The organism is Pseudarthrobacter sp. alpha12b, assembly GCF_054130495.1.
Map to the genome: position 1 here is coordinate 2786787 of NZ_CP196746.1, position 17954 is coordinate 2804740.

Annotated in this window: 17 protein-coding genes; 6 read left to right on the top strand and 11 right to left on the bottom strand. The window is 67.0% G+C overall.

Annotation, left to right across the window (positions count from 1 at the left end; all coding sequences use genetic code 11):
* Nucleotides 1-3: 3 nt before the first annotated feature.
* Together ACTAQI_RS12845 and ACTAQI_RS12850 are read right to left on the bottom strand one after the other, a co-directional pair.
* Nucleotides 4-651, bottom strand: a complete 648-nt coding sequence (locus ACTAQI_RS12845) for an ArsR/SmtB family transcription factor (protein WP_457946359.1) — start codon at nt 649-651, stop codon at nt 4-6.
* Nucleotides 652-719: 68 nt separating this feature from the next.
* A complete protein-coding gene (locus ACTAQI_RS12850) occupies nt 720-1931 on the bottom strand; it encodes an acetoin utilization protein AcuC (protein ID WP_457946360.1) in 1212 nt (403 codons plus the stop codon).
* A 103-nt stretch (nt 1932-2034) separates the two neighbouring features.
* Here ACTAQI_RS12850 and ACTAQI_RS12855 point away from each other — a divergent pair, with 103 nt between their 5' ends.
* Both ACTAQI_RS12855 and ACTAQI_RS12860 read left to right on the top strand, forming a co-directional pair.
* A complete protein-coding gene (locus ACTAQI_RS12855) occupies nt 2035-3468 on the top strand; it encodes a TrkH family potassium uptake protein (protein ID WP_457946361.1) in 1434 nt (477 codons plus the stop codon).
* The gene (locus ACTAQI_RS12860; protein ID WP_026265713.1) at nt 3461-4147 is read left to right on the top strand and encodes a potassium channel family protein; all 687 of its coding nucleotides are present in this window, start codon (nt 3461-3463) and stop codon (nt 4145-4147) included. Before ACTAQI_RS12855 ends, ACTAQI_RS12860 begins: the two co-directional genes overlap by 8 nt.
* Here the strand turns inward: ACTAQI_RS12860 and proC are convergent.
* The 5 genes from proC to ACTAQI_RS12885 form a co-directional block, all read right to left on the bottom strand.
* Nucleotides 4144-4977, bottom strand: coding sequence for a pyrroline-5-carboxylate reductase (gene proC / locus ACTAQI_RS12865; RefSeq protein WP_457946362.1), 834 nt, complete (start codon nt 4975-4977; stop codon nt 4144-4146). The genes ACTAQI_RS12860 and proC overlap by 4 nt on opposite strands.
* Nucleotides 4978-5187: 210 nt before the next feature.
* Entirely contained in the window at nt 5188-6177 is a 990-nt protein-coding gene (locus tag ACTAQI_RS12870; protein WP_457946364.1) for a Ppx/GppA phosphatase family protein, read from the bottom strand.
* 7 nt (nt 6178-6184) lie between these two features.
* On the bottom strand, nt 6185-6604 hold the full coding sequence (locus ACTAQI_RS12875) for an SseB family protein (protein ID WP_457946365.1): 420 nt from the start codon (nt 6602-6604) through the stop codon (nt 6185-6187).
* Between the two features lie 52 nt (nt 6605-6656).
* The gene (gene topA, locus ACTAQI_RS12880) at nt 6657-9383 is read right to left on the bottom strand and encodes a type I DNA topoisomerase (RefSeq protein ID WP_457946367.1); all 2727 of its coding nucleotides are present in this window, start codon (nt 9381-9383) and stop codon (nt 6657-6659) included.
* 123 nt (nt 9384-9506) lie between these two features.
* Nucleotides 9507-11156 carry a DUF7059 domain-containing protein gene (locus ACTAQI_RS12885; protein WP_457946369.1) on the bottom strand — a complete coding sequence of 550 codons (1650 nt, stop codon included), beginning with the start codon at nt 11154-11156 and terminating at the stop codon, nt 9507-9509.
* A gap of 44 nt (nt 11157-11200) precedes the next feature.
* Here ACTAQI_RS12885 and ACTAQI_RS12890 point away from each other — a divergent pair, with 44 nt between their 5' ends.
* Both ACTAQI_RS12890 and ACTAQI_RS12895 read left to right on the top strand, forming a co-directional pair.
* On the top strand, nt 11201-11677 hold the full coding sequence (locus ACTAQI_RS12890) for a hypothetical protein (RefSeq protein ID WP_457946371.1): 477 nt from the start codon (nt 11201-11203) through the stop codon (nt 11675-11677).
* A 51-nt stretch (nt 11678-11728) separates the two neighbouring features.
* Nucleotides 11729-12292: a hypothetical protein gene (locus tag ACTAQI_RS12895; RefSeq protein ID WP_457946372.1), complete on the top strand. Its 564-nt coding sequence runs from the start codon at nt 11729-11731 to the stop codon at nt 12290-12292.
* 52 nt (nt 12293-12344) lie between these two features.
* Here the strand turns inward: ACTAQI_RS12895 and trhO are convergent, their stop codons facing one another.
* Nucleotides 12345-13241, bottom strand: coding sequence for an oxygen-dependent tRNA uridine(34) hydroxylase TrhO (gene trhO, locus ACTAQI_RS12900; RefSeq protein ID WP_457946373.1), 897 nt, complete (start codon nt 13239-13241; stop codon nt 12345-12347).
* Nucleotides 13242-13392: 151 nt separating this feature from the next.
* Here trhO and ACTAQI_RS12905 point away from each other — a divergent pair, with 151 nt between their 5' ends.
* Nucleotides 13393-14085, top strand: a complete 693-nt coding sequence (locus tag ACTAQI_RS12905) for a GNAT family N-acetyltransferase (protein ID WP_457946375.1) — start codon at nt 13393-13395, stop codon at nt 14083-14085.
* Nucleotides 14086-14173: 88 nt separating this feature from the next.
* Nucleotides 14174-16549: a DEAD/DEAH box helicase gene (locus ACTAQI_RS12910; RefSeq protein WP_457946376.1), complete on the top strand. Its 2376-nt coding sequence runs from the start codon at nt 14174-14176 to the stop codon at nt 16547-16549.
* Nucleotides 16550-16570: 21 nt separating this feature from the next.
* Here the strand turns inward: ACTAQI_RS12910 and ACTAQI_RS12915 are convergent, their stop codons facing one another.
* Genes ACTAQI_RS12915 through ACTAQI_RS12925 form a run of 3 tightly spaced genes read right to left on the bottom strand, consistent with a single transcriptional unit; the run spans nt 16571 to nt 17888 of the window.
* Complete coding sequence (locus ACTAQI_RS12915) at nt 16571-16957, bottom strand: Rv3654c family TadE-like protein (protein WP_457946377.1); 387 nt, start codon at nt 16955-16957, stop codon at nt 16571-16573.
* Nucleotides 16954-17451 (bottom strand): TadE family type IV pilus minor pilin, encoded by a 498-nt coding sequence (locus ACTAQI_RS12920; protein ID WP_457946378.1) that lies wholly within the window; start codon nt 17449-17451, stop codon nt 16954-16956. The genes ACTAQI_RS12915 and ACTAQI_RS12920 overlap by 4 nt, the downstream gene beginning before the upstream one ends.
* Nucleotides 17448-17888 carry a DUF4244 domain-containing protein gene (locus ACTAQI_RS12925; RefSeq protein WP_457946379.1) on the bottom strand — a complete coding sequence of 147 codons (441 nt, stop codon included), beginning with the start codon at nt 17886-17888 and terminating at the stop codon, nt 17448-17450. The genes ACTAQI_RS12920 and ACTAQI_RS12925 overlap by 4 nt, the downstream gene beginning before the upstream one ends.
* Nucleotides 17889-17954 lie beyond the last annotated feature (66 nt).

The following is a 17954-nucleotide window of genomic DNA, read 5'->3' on the forward strand; positions in this document are numbered from 1 at the left end:
CTGTTACTTCTTCCGGCCGAACTTTGGCAGGTTGGGCAGGTTGGCCAGCAGGTCCGCCGCCTTGGTGGCGGCACGGCCGACGGTGCGCCCGATTTGCTGCGGAACGCTGTCGTCGCTCAGCGGCGCGGCGGTGCCCCCGGGGATGACGACGGCGGGGCTCAGCTCGGCGCCCTCCCGCACCAGGAGGTGCGCCGGGACTTCCTCCCGGGGCGCCTGCGACGCCGCCGGCACCTCGGTCCTGGGGGCCGGCGGCAGCGAAGCGGCCGCAGCGGCGACGCCTTCCTGCAGGTGGGCCGGGACCACCACGCCGGCTTCTGCCGGGCCAGCGACTGCCTGGCCGGTGGCTGCCTGGCCATGGCCGGCCGGTGACGCGGCCGCGCTGGCACCAGTGCCGACGTCGAACGTTTCCAGCCAGCTGGCAATGCCCTCAAGCGGGCCCCGGTTCAAGGCGTAGTAGCGCTTCTGGCCCTGCGCGCGCATGCTGACCAGCTGGGCTTCGCGGAGGACTTTCAGGTGCTTGGAAATGGTGGGCTGGCTCGCCGCCAGTTCCTCCACCAGTTCCCCCACGGCTTTGTCTCCTGCCCGAAGGGCCACCAGGATATCCCGCCGGGTGGATTCCGCTATGACGGCAAATACGTCGTCTGTCACCATGCCTCCACCCTAGCGACATATACGTCTAAAGGCATCAACTATTTCGGCGGCGCGAAGTTCCCGGCGGACTAGTCGAACCATGGATCCAGCCCGTGCAGCGGAAACACTGCCTTCCGGGTGGCCATGACGGTGCGGTCAACGGCGTCATTGGGGTCGAACCCCACTTCCCAGGACCGCCACCACAGCTCCACGTCGTCCCCCATGAGCGCGGGCGCCTCCCTGCCGAACTTCTCCATCACGTATTGCCGCCAGTCCCCCGGCACGGGTGTCCGAAGCGGCACGGGCCGTCCCGCTGCGATAGCCACCAGGTGGCTCCAGGCCCGCGGCACCACGTCCAGCACGTTGTAGCCTCCGCCGCCGGTGGCGATCCACCGTCCGTCACAGTAGCGCTCGCTCAAATGCCCGACGGCGTTGGCTGCCTCGCGCTGTCCGTCCACGCTGAGGTTGAGGTGCGTCAGGGGATCGCTGCGGTGTGAATCGCACCCATGCTGGCTCACGATCACCTCGGGCTGGAATGCGCCAACCAATTGCGGCACCACGGCGTAGAAGGCGCGAAGCCAGCCGGCATCCCCGGTGCCCGCGGGCAAGGCGACATTCACGGCAGTCCCCTCCGCCGCGGGGCCGCCGATCTCGTTGGCAAAGCCGGTCCCGGGAAAGAGCGTCAGGCCCGTCTCATGCAGCGAGATGGTGAGGACCCTCGGATCGTCCCAGAAGATGTTCTGGGTGCCATCGCCGTGGTGCGCGTCGACGTCGATATAGGCCACTTTGCCCACTCCGCCGTCGAGCAGCTTCTGCACGGCAAGGGCGGCGTCGTTGTAGATGCAGAATCCGCTGGCGCGCTCCCGGGCGGCGTGGTGCATGCCGCCGCCGAAGTTCACGGCGTGCACGACCGAGCCCTCCAGCACGCGGCTGGCCGCAAGCAGTGAGCCGCCGGCCAGGCGTGCCGCGGCTTCATGCATGCCGGCAAACGCCGGATCATCCTCGGTGCCAAGACCGCGTGACTCGTCCGGCTGCGAGGGGTCCGCACTGACCCGGCGGACTGCAGCCACGTAATCAGGTGAGTGGACGGACTGCAGTTCCGCGTCGGACGCCACCTCCGGCGCGGCGACGTCAACATGGTCCAGGTCGAAGAGCCCCAGGCTGCGGGCGAGGCGGGCCGTCAGGTCCATCCGCTCCGGCGCCATGGGGTGGCCCGGACCGAAGTTGTAGGCTGTCATGTCAGGACTCCACGCCACCATCGTTGGCGGCGCGGACTGACTGAGGCCGGGCAGGTATGTCATCAATCACAGGCTACCCGAGGCCGCGCTGCCGCCCACCGGCCGTGACGCGGGCTTTAGTGGTTTACTACTGGGGGAAGTCGTTTCAACCGAGGAAAAGCCACACATGACGCAGAGCCAGTCGAGGCCCCGGACACCGGCAACCTGGCACCCCCCGGCGCAGGAGCGGGAGGGCCTCTGGGTCCTCACGCGGCTGCGCGACTTCATTGACGACATCGCCAACACCACCCCGGCACGGTTGGCGCTGACGGCGTTCGGCGCCGTCTGCACGGTTTTCACTTTCCTGCTGTCACTGCCGGTCTCTTCAGCTGACGGAACTCCCACCCCCATCCACCAGGCGCTGTTCACGGCCGTCTCGGCGGTGTGCGTTACGGGACTTACGGTGGTGTCGACGGCGGTCCACTGGTCCTTCTTCGGCCAGCTGGTGATCCTGGTGGGCATCTTCATCGGCGGCTTGGGCACCTTGACGCTGGCGTCATTGCTGGCGCTCATGGTGAGCAAGCGGCTGGGTGTACGCGGCAAGATCATCGCCGCGGAGTCCATGAACAACGCCGGCCGCCTGGGCGAGGTTGGCACCCTGCTGCGGATCGTCATCACCACGTCCGTGGTCATCGAGGGGGTTCTGGCGCTCGCGCTCATCCCCCGGTTCCTCACCTTGGGTGAGCCGTTCTGGCAGTCTGTCTGGCACGGTGTCTTCTACTCGATTTCGTCGTTCAACAACGCCGGTTTCACGCCGCACTCGGACGGCATCGTGCCCTACGAGACGGACCTGTGGATCCTGATCCCCCTCATGGTGGGGGTTTTCATGGGCAGCCTGGGGTTCCCGGTGGTGATGGTCCTGCAGCAGAACGGCCTGAACTGGAAGAAATGGAACCTCCATACCAAGCTCACCATCCAGGTGTCCTTCATCCTCCTGGTGGCGGGAACCTTGCTCTGGGCGCTGATGGAATGGGACAACGTCCGGACCATCGGAGAAATGGGCCTCGGGGACAAGATCACCCATTCCCTCTTCGCGTCCGTGATGACCCGCTCGGGTGGATTCAACCTGGTGGACCAGAACCAGATGGAGTCGACCACCAAGCTGCTGACCGACGCCCTGATGTTCGCCGGCGGCGGCTCGGCTTCCACGGCCGGCGGCATCAAGGTGACCACCATCGCCGTGATGTTCCTGGCCATCGTCGCCGAAGCCCGCGGCGACGCCGATGTCAAGGTCTACGGCAGGACCATCCCGCAGGGCACCATGCGGGTGGCAATCTCCGTGATCGTTGCCGGGGCCACCCTGGTCTCGGTCTCCGCGTTCCTGCTGCTGCAATTCAGCGGCGCTTCGCTGGACCGGGTACTGTTTGAGACGATCTCGGCCTTTGCCACCGTCGGCCTCAGTACGGGCCTCAGCGCGGAGATGCCACCAGAAGGTGTCTACGTCCTCACGGCACTCATGTTCGCCGGCCGCGTGGGCACTGTGACCCTCGCCGCTGCGCTGGCCCTGCGGCAGCGCAGCCAGTTGTACCACTATCCCGAAGAGAGGCCGATCATTGGCTAGTTCTACAGACGCCCCCCGGCGCCCCGCCCACAACGCCCCGGTACTGGTGATCGGCCTGGGCCGTTTCGGTTCATCCACCGCGGAGCAGTTGGTCAAGCAGGGCCGGGAAGTACTTGCCATCGAACGGGACCGGAACCTGGTGCAGAAATGGGCACCCCTCCTGACCCATGTGGTGGAGGCCGACGCCACCAATATCGATGCACTCCGCCAGCTGGGCGCCCAGGAGTTCAGCTCCGCCGTCGTGGGCGTGGGCACCTCCATCGAGTCTTCCGTGCTGATCACCGTGAACCTGGTGGACCTTGGCATCGAGCACCTGTGGGTCAAGGCCATCACCCCGTCGCACGGCAAGATCCTGACCCGGATCGGCGCCAACCACGTCATCTACCCCGAGGCCGACGCCGGTGTCCGCGCCGCGCACCTGGTGTCCGGGCGCATGCTGGACTTCATCGAGTTCGACGACGACTTTGCCATCGTGAAGATGTACCCGCCGCGCGAGACCGTGGGCTTCACTCTTGATGAGTCAAAGGTCCGTTCCAAGTACGGCGTCACCATTGTGGGCGTGAAGTCCCCGGGCGAGGACTTCACGTACGCCCGGCCCGAGACCAAGGTGTCCTCGCGGGACATGCTGATCGTCTCCGGCCACGTGGACCTGCTGGAGCGGTTCGCCGCGCGCCCCTAACCCAGCTGCCTGGTGATCTCCGCTGCCCGGTCAGCTGCCGCGCGGGCGCCGGCCGCGATGATGGCCGGGATGCCCTGTTCATCGAAGGTGGCGATGGCGCGTTCGGTGGTGCCGTTGGGGCTGGTGACGGCTTTGCGCAGCGCTGAGGGGTCTGCCCCGGGCTCGGCAAGCATGAGCCCGGCACCGGCTACGGTTTCGCGCGCCAGCAGCAGGGACAGCTCACGGTCCAGGCCCAGTTCCTCCCCCGCCGACGCCATGGCCTCCGCAAGGTAGAAGGCGTAGGCAGGGCCGGAACCGCTGATGGCCGAGAGCGCATCCACCTGCTCTTCGGGGACCTCGACAACAGTTCCGGCTCCCTGCAGGATGTCCTTGACCATCTGGAGCTGTTCAGGGGTGCAGTGCGTGCCGGGCGAGACGGACACAACGCCGCGGCCCAGCTTTGCGGGCGTGTTGGGCATGGTCCGGATCACCGGCTGGCCTGCGGGCAGCGCTGCCTCCAGCTGGGCGATGGACACGGCCGCAGCCACGCTGACCACCACGGTGTCCGGCGAAAGGGCGGGGCTGATTTCCCGGGCCAGGTCCGCGATGCCCACCGGCTTGACGCCAAGGATGACGACGGCGGACCCCTTGGCAGCCTGCCTGTTGTTGTCGGGTTCTTCCTCGCCGGCGATGGCGGTGATCCCGTGGTACCGCCCGGCCAGTTCCGAGGCGCGCTCTGCGCGGCGGACCGTGGCCACCACATCCCCCGGATCCGTCCCTGCCTCCAGCAGTCCGCCAAGAATGGCTTCGTTCATGGATCCACAGCCAAGGAATGCGATTCGGTTGCTCATGCCTCCATCATTGCAGTTCGCAGGCATTCACAGGCAACTCCCACCTTCAGCGCAGGCAGCACACAACTTGGGATCCTAACGTAGTTATTACCTCATTGAGGGTGCGAGTGATGCGGCAGGCATGGGGATGCCTGCCAGGGCACCGGTGGCACGGCAGCAGGTTTTCCCCCATTTTCCTGTTGCCGGCCCCGGTGCTTCCGCTTTTAACCGTTAGACCGTTGCTGCCACGGGTGGCGAGCCGGCGACATGGGGTGCGGGCTGCAGGGGGCCGGAAAATACCAGCTGGTCCAGTCGCCGCAGGATGAGCCCTTCACGCAGCGCCCACGGGCAAATGCGGAGCTTCTTGAACTTGAACATCTCGAGGGCAGCCTCGGCCACCAGGGCGCCGGCGAGGAGCTGATGGGCCCGGGCCTCGGAGACGCCGGGAAGGTGCAGCCTGTCCTCCGAACTCATGGCTGAGATCCGCTGGGTCCAGATGCCCAGGTCCGAGGCGTGCAGTTCGCGTTTGACGTAGGGGCCTTCAGCGCTGGGAGCGGCGCCCGCGATTCGGGCCAGTGAGCGGAAGGTCTTGGAGGTACCGGCCACCACATTTGCCCGTCCAAGGCCGTCGAATTCGCGAACGGCCGGCTTGAGCGTGGCCCGGATGTAGCGCCGGAGTTCCTTGACGCTCTTGGCCGACGGCGGATCCTCGGGGAGCCAATCCCTGGTGAGCCGGCTGGCACCCAGCGGCACCGAGGTGGCCACCTCGGGCAGCTCGTCCTGGCCAAAGGCCATTTCAAAGGAGCCGCCGCCGATGTCCAGGTTCAGGATGGGACCGGCTCCCCAACCGTGCCAGCGGCGGACAGCGAAGAACGTCATGGACGCCTCTTCGCTGCCGGTCAGTTCCTGGAGGGTTACCGTAGTCTCGTGCTTGACCCGGGCCAGCACCGCGGGGCCGTTGGTGGCCTCGCGGATGGCCGAGGTACAGAAGGCCAGCAGGTCCTCGGCCTTATGCCGCGCAGCGAACTCCCAGGCCTCCAGCACGAACTCGGTCAGCTCATGCTGGCCCTCGTCGCTGATGCTGCCGTCCGGTTCAAGGTATTGCACCAGGGACAGCGGCCGCTTGTGGGACGCGAAAGGCACCGGCTGCGCACCCGGGTGGGCATCCACCAGGAGCAGATGGACAGTATTGGAACCGATATCGAGGACGCCTAGACGCATGGGGACATTATTGCTCGTCAGCGCGCTTGAAGTCGCGCCTGATGTTGGCAACGCCTTCGGGATTGATCTCGAAACCGTAGGCTGCTCCGGGGTTGATCACCATGCCCAGTTCATCGCCAAGGTTGGCGATGATGGCGGCACCCTGCGTGCCCAGCACGTTGGGAGCAGCCTCAAGGTACTGCTGGTCCACCCTGCTCGGGTGCGAGAAAACGGCGAGAACTGGGTCGCCGTCGGCATTGGCAAGGACCAGGGGCTCCACCTGGGAGTCCACGCCCTCCACCGTGTCCGAGCTGATGATGTAGACCTCGCTGTTGAGGAACGACAGGATGACGTCCACGGGGCTCGCCTCAGGCTCTCCGCCGGAGGCCAGCTTCTCTTCAAGGTCGTTGAGCGGAGTGGTGTCGTCAATTCCGGGCTGTTGAGTCATGCAACTAGCCGATCACGATCCGGTGGCCGGCGCAAACGCGCCGGCCACGGCACTACTTCTTGGCCGTTGCCTTCTTCCTGGCCGGCGCCTTGCGGGTGGCGGTCCGCTTGACCGGTCCCTTGGCGCGTTTTTCGGCCAGCAACTCGACGGCCTGTTCCCGCGTAAGTTCCTCCAGGGAAGTGGCGCGGGGAACGGTGATGTTGGTGATGCCGTCAGTGATGTAGGGCCCGAACCGGCCTTCCTTCACCACAATGTTCTTCTCGGAGACAGGGTCCGGGCCGAACTCGGCCAGCGGCGGCACGGCGGCACGGGCGCCGCGCTGCTTGGGCTGCGAATAGATCTCCAGGGCCTGTTCCAGGGTGATGGTGAAGATTTCCTCTTCGGAGCCGATGGAGCGGGAGTCGGTCCCCTTCTTCAGGTAAGGCCCGAACCGGCCGTTCTGGACCGTGATGAGGTTGCCTTCGGCGTCCTCCCCCAGCGCCCGGGGCAGGCTCATGAGCTGAAGGGCCTCGTCCAGGGTGACGGACTCGACGGTCATGGACTTGAAGAGCGAACCTGTGCGCGGCTTCGCCTTGACAGGCTTCTTGGGCGGTTTGGGCTTGCCGTTCTTGTAGTACTCCACCGGCTGGGCGGCGATCTGTTCCTCGGTCATTTCGGGAATGACCTCGGTGACGTAGGCACCATAGCGGCCGTTCTTGGCCACCACGGTGTGCCCCGTGTGCGGATCGCTGCCGAGCACGCGTTCCTCCGGCGCCGCCGTCTCCATGAGTTCGATGGCCTTGGCCGCGGTGAGCTCATCCGGTGCCAGGTCCTCGGGCACGTTGGCCCGCGCCGATTCCACGATCTCGCCCGTCTTGGGGTCCACCACGGCGGCTGAGCTTTCCAGGTACGGGCCGAACTTGCCCACCCGGAGGGTGATCTCGTCCGTGATGGGAATCGAGTTGATTTCCCGGGCGTCGATCTCGCCCAGGTTGTTGACGATGCTCAGCAGGCCCGGATCGGAGTCCTCGCCGAAGTAGAAGTGCCGGAGCCAGGACGCGCCGGCTTCCTGGCCGTTGGCGATCTTGTCCAGGTCGCCTTCCATGTCGGCGGTGAACTCGTAGTCCACGTAGTCGGAAAAGTGCTGCTCCAGGAGCCGGATGACCGAGAAGGCGATCCAGCTGGGTACCAGGGCCGAGCCCTGCTTCCGGACATAGCCGCGGTCCTGGATGGTGGAGATGGTGGAGGCGTAGGTGGACGGACGGCCGATGCCCTTCTTCTCCAGTTCCGCGGTCAGGGACGCTTCCGTGTAACGCGGCGGCGGCGAGGTCTCGTGGCCCACGGCCTGGATGTCCGAGGCAGTGAGGGAGTCGTCCTTGGCAACGTTGGGCAGCCGGCGTGCTTCGTCGGAGTCGTCGTCGCCGCGCGTCTCGTCCTTGCCTTCCTCGTAGGCGGCGAGGAAGCCGGGGAACGTGATCACGGTGCCGGAGGCGGAGAACTCGGCATCCCGGCCGTCGGTGGACACGGCGCCCAGGCGGATGGTGGCCGTGGAGCCCTTGGCGTCGCCCATCTGGGAGGCGACCGTGCGCTTCCAAATGAGCTCGTAGAGGCGGAACTCGTCCCCGGAAAGCTGCTTGGCAACCTGGGCGGGCGTGCGGAAGGAGTCGCCGGCGGGGCGGATGGCCTCGTGCGCTTCCTGCGCGTTGGCTGCCTTGTTGGAGTAGACGCGCGGTGACTGCGGAATGTATTCGGGGCCGTACAGCTCGGAGGCCTGGCGGCGGGCTGCCGTGATGGCCTCGTCGCTCAGTGCCGACGAGTCCGTACGCATGTAGGTGATGTAGCCGTTTTCGTACAGCCGCTGGGCCACCTGCATGGTGCTCTTGGAGGAGAAGCGAAGCTTGCGGCCCGCCTCCTGCTGCAGCGTGGAGGTGGTGAACGGCGCAGCCGGGCGGCGCGTGTACGGCTTGGTGTCCACCGAGCGGACGCGGAAGTCAGCATCCTGCAGCCCGGCCGCCAGGGACGTTGCCAGTTCCTCGTTGAGGTGGGCCACGTTCCGGGAGGTGAGCTCGCCGTTGTCGTTGAAGTCGCGGCCTGAGGCCACCTTGGCACCGTCGACGGCGGCGAGCTTGGCCTTGAACGAGCCGGACTCGGCGCCGAACTGGCCCGTCAGGTCCCAGTAGGAGGCCGCCTTGAAGGCCATGCGCTCCCGTTCGCGGTCCACCACCATCCGGGTGACCACTGACTGCACGCGGCCGGCGGACAGGCCGCGTGCCACCTTGCGCCACAGCACGGGCGAGATTTCGTAGCCGTAGAGCCGGTCCAGGACGCGGCGGGTTTCCTGGGCGTCCACCAGGTCCTGGTCCACGTCGCGCAGGTTGCCCATGGCGCGCTGGATGGCTTCCTTGGTGATTTCGCCGAATGTCATCCGGTACACCGGAACCTTGGGCTTGAGCACTTCCAGCAGGTGCCACGCGATGGCTTCGCCCTCGCGGTCCCCATCGGTTGCGAGATAAAGTTCGTCGGCGTCCTTGAGCGCGGCCTTGAGCTCAGTCACCTTTTTCTTCTTGTCCGGGGACACCACGTAGTACGGCTTGAAGTCGTGCTCAATGTCGACGGCGAACTTGCCCACCGACGTCTTCTTCAGCTCGGCAGGGAGTTCGGAGGGCTGCGGCAGGTCGCGGATGTGACCGATGGAGGCCTCTACGATGAAGCCCTCGCCGAGGTACTTGGCGATGGTCTTGCTCTTGGCCGGAGACTCCACAATCACGAGTTTCTTGCCGGTTTTGGCCTTGCTTGGCACGGTGCTCCTACAGAAAAAGGTTGCTGGGGCAGATGAGCCCATGTTCGCCTAGTTCACCATATTTTGGGGAATCGTGCGCATTCATGTGGAAAAGACGGGGCTGTGTTCAGGGCATGAGGGGGCTTAGGGCTGGGCGGAAATTCCGGCCGGAATGAGGAAGCCGTCCCGGACCAGGTTGGCCACGTCGGCGAGCAGCGCACCCTGGAAGGTCCCGGCGTCGAACCCGTCCTGGCCGCCCAGGAGGGCCTCCAAGGCCCCGGCGATCTGCCCGGCGGTGAGGTCGCCGTCGCACGCTGACACAAACCCGGCCAGCCCGGTGCTCATCAGGTTGGTGCGCCGCAGCCCCGCACCCTGCCGGAGCAGGATCACGCCGGGGTGCTCAGCCCCGGGGCGCTGGTGGCGCTCCTCGGTGACGTCGTCCGCCACAAGCAGGTGCGTGCCGGCAAGGTCATGGGCAGCGAGCCAGTCGCTGCGTTCGACGGCGGCGCCCAGGTGGGGGCCGACGGGCTGCTCAATGGGGTAGGTGATTTCCTCGAAGCGGCTGATGGCGGAAGGGCGTCCGTCAGCGGGGCGGCGCAGCCAGACCATGCCGAAGCCGATTCCTTCCACATTCCGTGACCCGAAATCCGCAAGGTAGGCGGCATACGCCTCCCGGTAGTGCTGCCGGTCCCGGGACTCCGAGGCGTCCTGCAGCCAGGTTTCGGCGTATTGTTCCGGGCTGACCTGCTCGCGCTGGATGAACCAGGCGTCAGTGCCCGGCCGCACCCACGACTTGGGCCGCTCATCCCAGCTGCTGCCGGCGGCGACTTCCCAGTTTCCCAGCATCTGGGCCCAGCCGCCGGGCGCCAGGACGCCGGGCAGCTCCGCCACCAGGGCGGCCACGATCTCGTCGCCCGGCAGGCCGCCGTCGCGGTAGGTGAACTGGTCCGCCGCGTCCTCGCCGGTGCTGCGCGGGGTGATGACGAACGGCGGGTTGGAGACCACCAGCCCGAATTCCTCACCGGCAACGGGCTCCAAGAGCGAACCCAGGCGCAGGCTCACCCGGTCTTCGAGGCGGGCCGGGTCGACGGACAGTGCCTCCGCATTGAGCAGGATGTTGAACCGGGCGTAGGCAAGCGCACGCTCGGAGATGTCGGTGGCCGTCACGTGCTGGCAGTGGTGGAGCAGGTGGAAGGCCTGGATGCCGCAGCCTGTTCCCAGGTCCAGGGCGCGCTCGGTATGGCGTCGGATGGTGGTCTGCACCAGGGTGGTGGATGCCTGCCCGATGCCCAGGACGTGGTCGTGCCGGAGCACCCCCGCCTGCTGGTGGGCGGCGAGGTCGCTGGCCACCCACAGCTCAGCGCCACCGCTGCCGTCGTCGTTCTTGTCCCAGCCGTACGGCCGGAGGTCGGCTTTGGCGGTGAGCAGGCCCGAGCCGGGAACGGGCTGCACCAGCCCAAGCTCCAGGAGGCCTTCGGCGCCGGTGTTCGGCAGGGCGGCGTCGAACGCTTCCCGTTCCTGCGGCTCGGCGAGAAGCCACAGGCGGACGACGGCGGCAAGCGGCGCCGCCCGGTTGTCCGCCCCCACTGCATGCTCCACAGCGAGCAACGCGGGAATGATCTGGTCCCGGTTCAGTGCCGCGGAGGCCGTGGGGCCCAGCAGCCGGGCGACGCCGTCGAGGGTATAGTCCAGCCCGCGCAGGTCCGCGGCAAGGGCGGCGAGCAGGTCCGGGAGGTCGCTGCGGGGAGCGTCGGGGGTGTTGCCGGCAGTGAACTCATAAGGGGATTTAGGCACCGCCCAAGTTTAGTCCGGCGTTGGCGCGGGGGTACGGTGGAGCCATGCCTGCCAGCCTTTCCTTCCTTCCGCGTGCCCGCACCGCAGCCGCTGCAGTCCGCCGTCCGCTGCCGGGGACACTGGTTGCCGCGGCCCTCTGCATTGCCGCGGCGGGATGTTCACCAGTGACCTCAGTGGAGAACGCGGACGTTCCCAAGTGGCGTGCCACGGCGCTGCCATCTTCTCCGGCCGGCATTGTGCTCCAGGATTCGGGAAAGATCCTCAACCGGGACCGCATCGTGCAGGAGGCCGCACGGGTCCCCGCCGGCAGCTACACGCTCACGACGGTGTGCGACGGCACCGGCAAGGCTTTCTTCGCGGTTTCGCTGGACGGGAAGCCCGTGGCGGAGGCGGGGGCAGCCTGCAACGGCCGCCAGGAACCCACCAAAATCATCCTGCCCGCCGCCGGACGAGTCGAAATCAGCACCTCCAGCGTCGACGCTCCGCTGCTTTACGCCTACCAGCTGGCACCAGCCCAATAACGCCTCGTTCCGGCTCTGGCCCGCCGCCCGCTGCGGGCATAAGGTCGGACTATGCCCAGCGTGCGGGGAATCTCCGCGCCCTTTCCCGAAGGGCCAGCACGGGCGCCCCTGGCACCGAAGCCGGCGGCCGCCGTCGCCCTTGGACTCGTGCTTGCGGCAGGTGCGCTGGCTGGCTGCGAATATACGTACGACGACGGCCGGGCCGGGAGTGCGCAGGGCACCGCGACCGTTGCCCCGACGCCGGCCTTCACCCGCGACCCGCTGCAGCAGGACCCGGTGAGCGACGCGGAGCTGGGCGATTGGGTATCCCGGGCACTTCCCGGCACTGCCGGGCCCGTGGTCCAGGCCGACGCCGGGCTCTTGGCGGCCGGGGAGGTCCGGGTCGTCTCGTCGCCGGTGCTGGAAACCGGGACCTACATTCTTGCGATTGCCTGCCGGAGCCAGCGCCGGGTGACCTTTACCGTCCGCACCGAGACCCTCACCCTGGTGGACCTGGGCCTGCGGTGCGGCATCAACCGCGAAAACGTCATTTACCTGTCAACGGACAGCGTCCTCACGGTCAGGGTGGAGGCCAGGACCGCGGCGAACTTCGCGTTCCGCGTGCACCGGCTCTGATGCTATCCGCTTAGTGCGGTCTGGCCGGCCCTCACTGCTGGCCGCCCGGGGCTCAGGCCGCCGCGCAGCCTTCCGGGCAGCGGAGTGTCTCCGGGCTGGCGGCGCAATCGGCGCAGTACAGGGTCAGGGTGCGGCAGCTCGGATTGGAGCAGTTCTCGAACTTGCTGGTGGGCGCGGAGCATCTGGCGCACTCGCCGATGGTCTTGGCGTCCTCGCTGAACTCCAGGTGCATGCGCTTGTCAAAGACGTACAGCGAGCCCTCCCAGAGCCCCTGGTCCTTGAACGCCTCGCCGTAACGGACAATCCCGCCGTCGAGCTGGTAGACCTCCTTGAAGCCGCGGTTCACCATAAGGCTGGAGAGCACCTCGCAGCGGATGCCTCCGGTGCAGTAGGTCACCACGGGTTTGTCCTTCAGGGAGTCATATTTGCCGGACTCCAGCTCCTTGATGAAGTCGTGGGTAGTGGCGACCTCCGGCACCACCGCGTCCTTGAACCGGCCAATCTGTGCTTCGAAGGCGTTCCGGCCATCGAAGAAGACCACGTCCTCGCCGTCCCGCTTCCTGGCGTCCACGAGCTCGTGGAGCTGCTCTGGCTTGAGGTGCTTCCCGCCGCCCACCACGCCGGCGGCGTCAACCTTGAGTTCTCCGGGCGCTCCGAAGGAGACAATCTCGTCCCGCACCTTGACGCTGAGCCGGGGGAAGTCCTCCGCACCGCCGTCGGACCATTTGACGTCAATGCCGCGGAACCCGGAGTACTCGCGGGTGGTCTTGACGTACTGCTTAACGGCGCCGATTTCCCCGCCAACGGTGGCATTGATCCCGTCCCTGGAAATGATGATGCGGCCGGTCAGGCCAAGCTTCTCGCACAGGGCACGCTGCCACAGACGCACGGCGTCCGGGTCAGCAATGGGGGTAAAGCCGTAAAAAAGCACAATCTTGTTCAAAGCCACGTATTTAAGGGTACCGGCTGCGCTGCCCGCCCGGTCCTGGCTGAGCCTCGGGCCCGGCCCCAGGCGCGCGCTGCACACGGGACGTATCACAATTGCATAAGCACTTCCGCATCCCCTGTTGCATGCGATCGGGCTGGAATAGTCTTCTGCCATGAGCCCGGAAGCCCTGGTTGAAGACATCACTGGCCTGCTCGAAGTGTGGGTTGCCGGCTGGGCCGGATGTCGCGGCTACCGGACCTCCACGGAGGGCCGCTTTCCCGCTGCGCTCCGCGCTGACACCAGCGGGGAGTGGGAAGTCTTTGCGTCCGAACCCACCGATGGCGAGTTCGCCGCCCTCGCCGCCCGGACGGCGGAATCCCCGGCCCGGGTGCTGACCATCCTCACCAACGATCCCTCCCGGTATGCGGCGATGGCAGGCCGGCAAGGCCTGAATGTCACCTCTGATTCCCAAGCGATGATGATCGTTGACATGGAGACCCAGGACGCGGAGGATCCCTGGCTTTCCGACGACGATTTGAGCCTTTCCACGTTCGAACAGGACGGCGTGTATTACGCCGAAGTCCGTTCCGGGGACACGGTTGCGGCGGGCGGCCGGGCCTTCGTGGTGGGCGACACCGCCGTCTTCGACCAGATCGTCACCCAGCCGGAGTTCCAGCGCAGGGGCTTGGGGAGCCTGGTCATGCGTGCCTTGGCGGCCCAGGCTTCCGGGCGCGGCATCCGGACCGGCCTCCTTCTGGCGTCCCGGGACGGGCGAAAGCTCTATTCGCATCTTGGCTGGACAACAATCGCCCGGGTCCTGATGCTCTCGGCGTCGCATGAGGGGTCGGATCTTTCGCTGAGCTGAGCCGTCCCACCTGGAAGTATGCCCCGTACTGTTTTCCCGTGGGTGAACCGCGGACGCGCGGTACGGCACCGGATGGAAGAATAGTGGGGTGAACCCCCATGACTCCCTGATTCCTTTGCTGGGCCGCGGCCCGGAACCGGAACAGCTCCGTCATGTCCGCACCATACCGGCGCGGGAGGCGGTCCACGCACCCTGGCCGGAGTGGGTGCATCCGGACATTGCTGCGGCGTACGGGGCACTGGGCATCGGCGAGCCTTACCGGCACCAGGTGGATGCGGCCAATGCGGCGCATTCAGGGGAGCATGTTGTGGTGGCTACCGGAACAGCATCCGGGAAGTCGCTGGCCTACCAATTGCCGGCGCTGGACGCGATCCACCGGTCCGAGCTGCGGGTGCTTGCGGAGCCCGGGAAAATTCACGACGACGGCGCCGTCACCCTCTACCTCTCCCCCACCAAGGCGCTGGCGGCGGACCAGCTGAACGCCATCCGCGCCCTGAAATTGCCCACGGTCAGGGCGGAGACCTACGACGGCGATACGGATCCCTCCGCCCGCCGGTGGATCCGGGACCACGCCAACTTCATCCTGGCCAACCCGGACATGCTGCACTTTGGCATCCTTCCCAACCACGCGTGGTGGGCCGGCTTCTTCCGCCGGCTTCGCTACGTCATCGTGGACGAAGCACACAGCTACCGGGGCGTGTTCGGATCACACGTGGCCAACCTGATGCGGCGGCTCCGCCGGATTTGCGCCTATTACGGGGCGGGAACCTCATTCCCGGAACCGGTGTTCATTGCTGCCTCCGCCACCGCTTCCGATCCCGACGTCTCGTTTTCACGCCTCATCGGAGCCCCCGTCAAGGCAGTGTCCCGCGACTGCTCGCCGCACGGGGCCACTACCGTGGCACTGTGGGAACCGGCACTGACCGACATCAGGGGCGAGAACGGAGCCAAGGAGCGGCGGACCGCCGTGGCCGAAACCTCGGACCTGCTGGCCAACCTGGTATCCGCCCGGGTCCGCACCATCGCCTTCATCAAGTCCCGACGCGGCGCCGAAACCATCTCCGCTATCACCAAGCGGCTCCTTGACGAGGTGGATCCGAGCCTCCCGCAGCGCGTGGCCGCCTACCGCTCGGGTTACCTGCCGGAGGAACGCCGGGCGGTGGAGAAATCCCTGCGCTCCGGCCAACTCCTGGGCGTTTCCAGCACCTCCGCCTTGGAGCTGGGGATCGACATCTCCGGCCTGGACGCAGTCCTCGTGGCCGGCTGGCCCGGCACGCGCGCATCCCTGTTCCAGCAGATCGGCAGGGCCGGGCGGGCGGGCCAGGACGCCATTGCGGCATTTGTGGCCAGTGATGATCCGCTGGATACCTTCCTGGTGAACCATCCCGAGGCAATCTTCGACGTGTCGGTGGAGGCAACGGTCTTTGACCCGTCCAACCCCTACGTGCTGGGGCCACACCTGTGCGCGGCGGCAGCCGAACTCCCCCTGGGACCGGCCGAGCTGGACCTCTTTGGCCCCACGGCCGAAATGCTCCTGGATCGGTTGGTGGCACAGCGCTACCTCCGGCGCCGGCCCGCGGGCTGGTTCTGGACCCACTCGCAAAGCGCGGCAGCCATGGTCAACCTCCGGGCCGACGGCGGCGGCCCGGTCAGCATCGTCGACGCCGAGACCGGCTCACTGCTGGGAACCATGGACTCACCCCAGACCCATTACCAGGCACACACGGGCGCGGTGTACGTCCACCAGGGCGACTCCTACGTTGTGGAGGACCTGAACGAAGACGACCACTGCGTCATGGTCCGCCGGGCCAACCCCGACTACTACACAACAGCACGGGACGTAACCCAGATCGAGGTCCTGGACACCCTGCGGACCATGCAGTGGGGTGATGTAACCGTCCACTTCGGCGACGTGAAGGTGACCACGCAGGTGGTCTCCTTCCAGCGCAAGGCCCTGATATCGAACGAGGTCCTGGGTGAGGAGCCCCTTGAGCTGGGCGCCCGCGAACTCTTCACCAAGGCGGTGTGGTTCGTGGTGGACAACCGCTCGTTGACCGGGGCCGGCCTCATCGAAGCGCAGTTCCCGGGTGCCCTGCACGCAGCGGAGCACGCCGCGATAGGACTGTTGCCCCTGGTGGCGTCCAGCGACCGGTGGGACATCGGCGGGGTTTCCACGGCCCTGCATGCCGACACCGGGGTGCCCACCATCTTCGTGTATGACGGGCACCCTGGCGGGGCCGGGTTTGCCGAACGGGGATTCGACAAAGCCATGGTGTGGCTGGCAGCAACCCGGGACGCCATCAAGGCCTGCGAGTGCGAGTCCGGCTGCCCGTCCTGCGTCCAGTCCCCCAAATGCGGGAACAAGAACAATCCGCTGGACAAGGCCGCCGCGGTAACCCTGCTGGACGTGCTGCTCAAGGACGCCACGGAAGCCACTCCGGTGGCTCTGGGAGCCAGGAACTGACTCCCAGCAGGGGCTGTGTCCCTAGGGCGGAGGACCTGCCCGGGCATGTCCGGTTGCGGCACCAAGCAGCGGGCGCCCGCCGAGCTCAGTACGCACCTCAATCGTTTGTCCCGAACCCTCGGAACAGCTAAGGACCGTGGCGGCGTGCCGTGCTGCCACTTCTGCCGCAACCGTGCAGGGCTCCCCCGTGGTGATTCCACGAAGGGCATCCGCCGCGGCAAGGGCCGCCAGGTCCGCGGCTGCTGCCGCCCTGCTTGCGAGCACGGCTGACTGGGCCAGCAGCAGCATGACGGCCATGGCCAGCATGACCACCAGTGCCAGTCCTGCCGCCAGGACCGTCCCCGAACCGCGCTCACGGCCATCCGCGTTCCCGATGGCGGAGTGGCACGCTTCGTCACCTCCCATCATCGGACTCCCTTGCCATCGGTAAACCCAGCACCGCCACCGCTGGCGGCGCCGGTCCCCGCCGTCTCGCTGCGGGTGGAAGCACGTGCAGTGAGGGTCCACGGGATGGACGATCCCAGGGGTCCGGGCACCCGGTCAGCGACCGTGACGCTGAGCCACTCTCCGTCGGAGGCAATTGACGCGGTCGCCGAGCCGCCCGTTAGCGTCCTGACGGTCCGTTCCACCGCGGCGGGGTCGTCGCCCCGGGCCAGGGCCCTGGCACCGGCCCGGGCTCCCTCCTCAATGCGCAATTGCGTCAAACCGGCGGCCGCCCCGGCAAGCAGCATGGCCAGCAGTGCCAGCACAGCCGGCAGTGTCACGGCGAACTCGGCCGTTACCGTACCCCGGGCGTTCGCAGCTCTATCCGCGGGTTCCGGCTCCCCGCTGCTGCAGGCCATGCTGCCGGTCACTGCTTCAAGGGACTTGCGTGACGGCAGCACTCCTGCCGAACGCGTCACGGCAGAGCAAGGGCGGTGCGGATGAGGTTCAGGAGGAAGCCACGTACCTCGTCGCTGCGGAGGATGAACACGAGCAGCCCGGCAAATCCCACCGCGGCCAGCGTGGCGATGGCGTATTCGGCCGTAGCCATGCCGGCCTCCGACCCCAGCAGCCTTACGCTGCGCCGTGCCTTGGGCGCGCGGACCGAACCCGGGAAAGGCTGCACCACGCTGCCGGGCAGCGGGAAGGATGCAGCTGGAAAGGATGCACCCACCACGGGTGCCTTCGGGACGAATACGCTGGGGACGGTTGCGTTGGTGTCGACGGCGGGAGCGGACATATACGGCGCCCCGACGGTTTTGCGAATGCCGCCATTTCGACCGGCAGGCCCCTGCCCGGAAGCGGTTGGCGCGTACATTCCGGCGGAGTGATTGCGGCGGTAGTAGTTGGTGGACATCTGGTTTCCTTTCCGTTGTTGCCGGTGGTTTCCCGGCTGCCTTTGACTCTTCCCGGCGCAGCTATT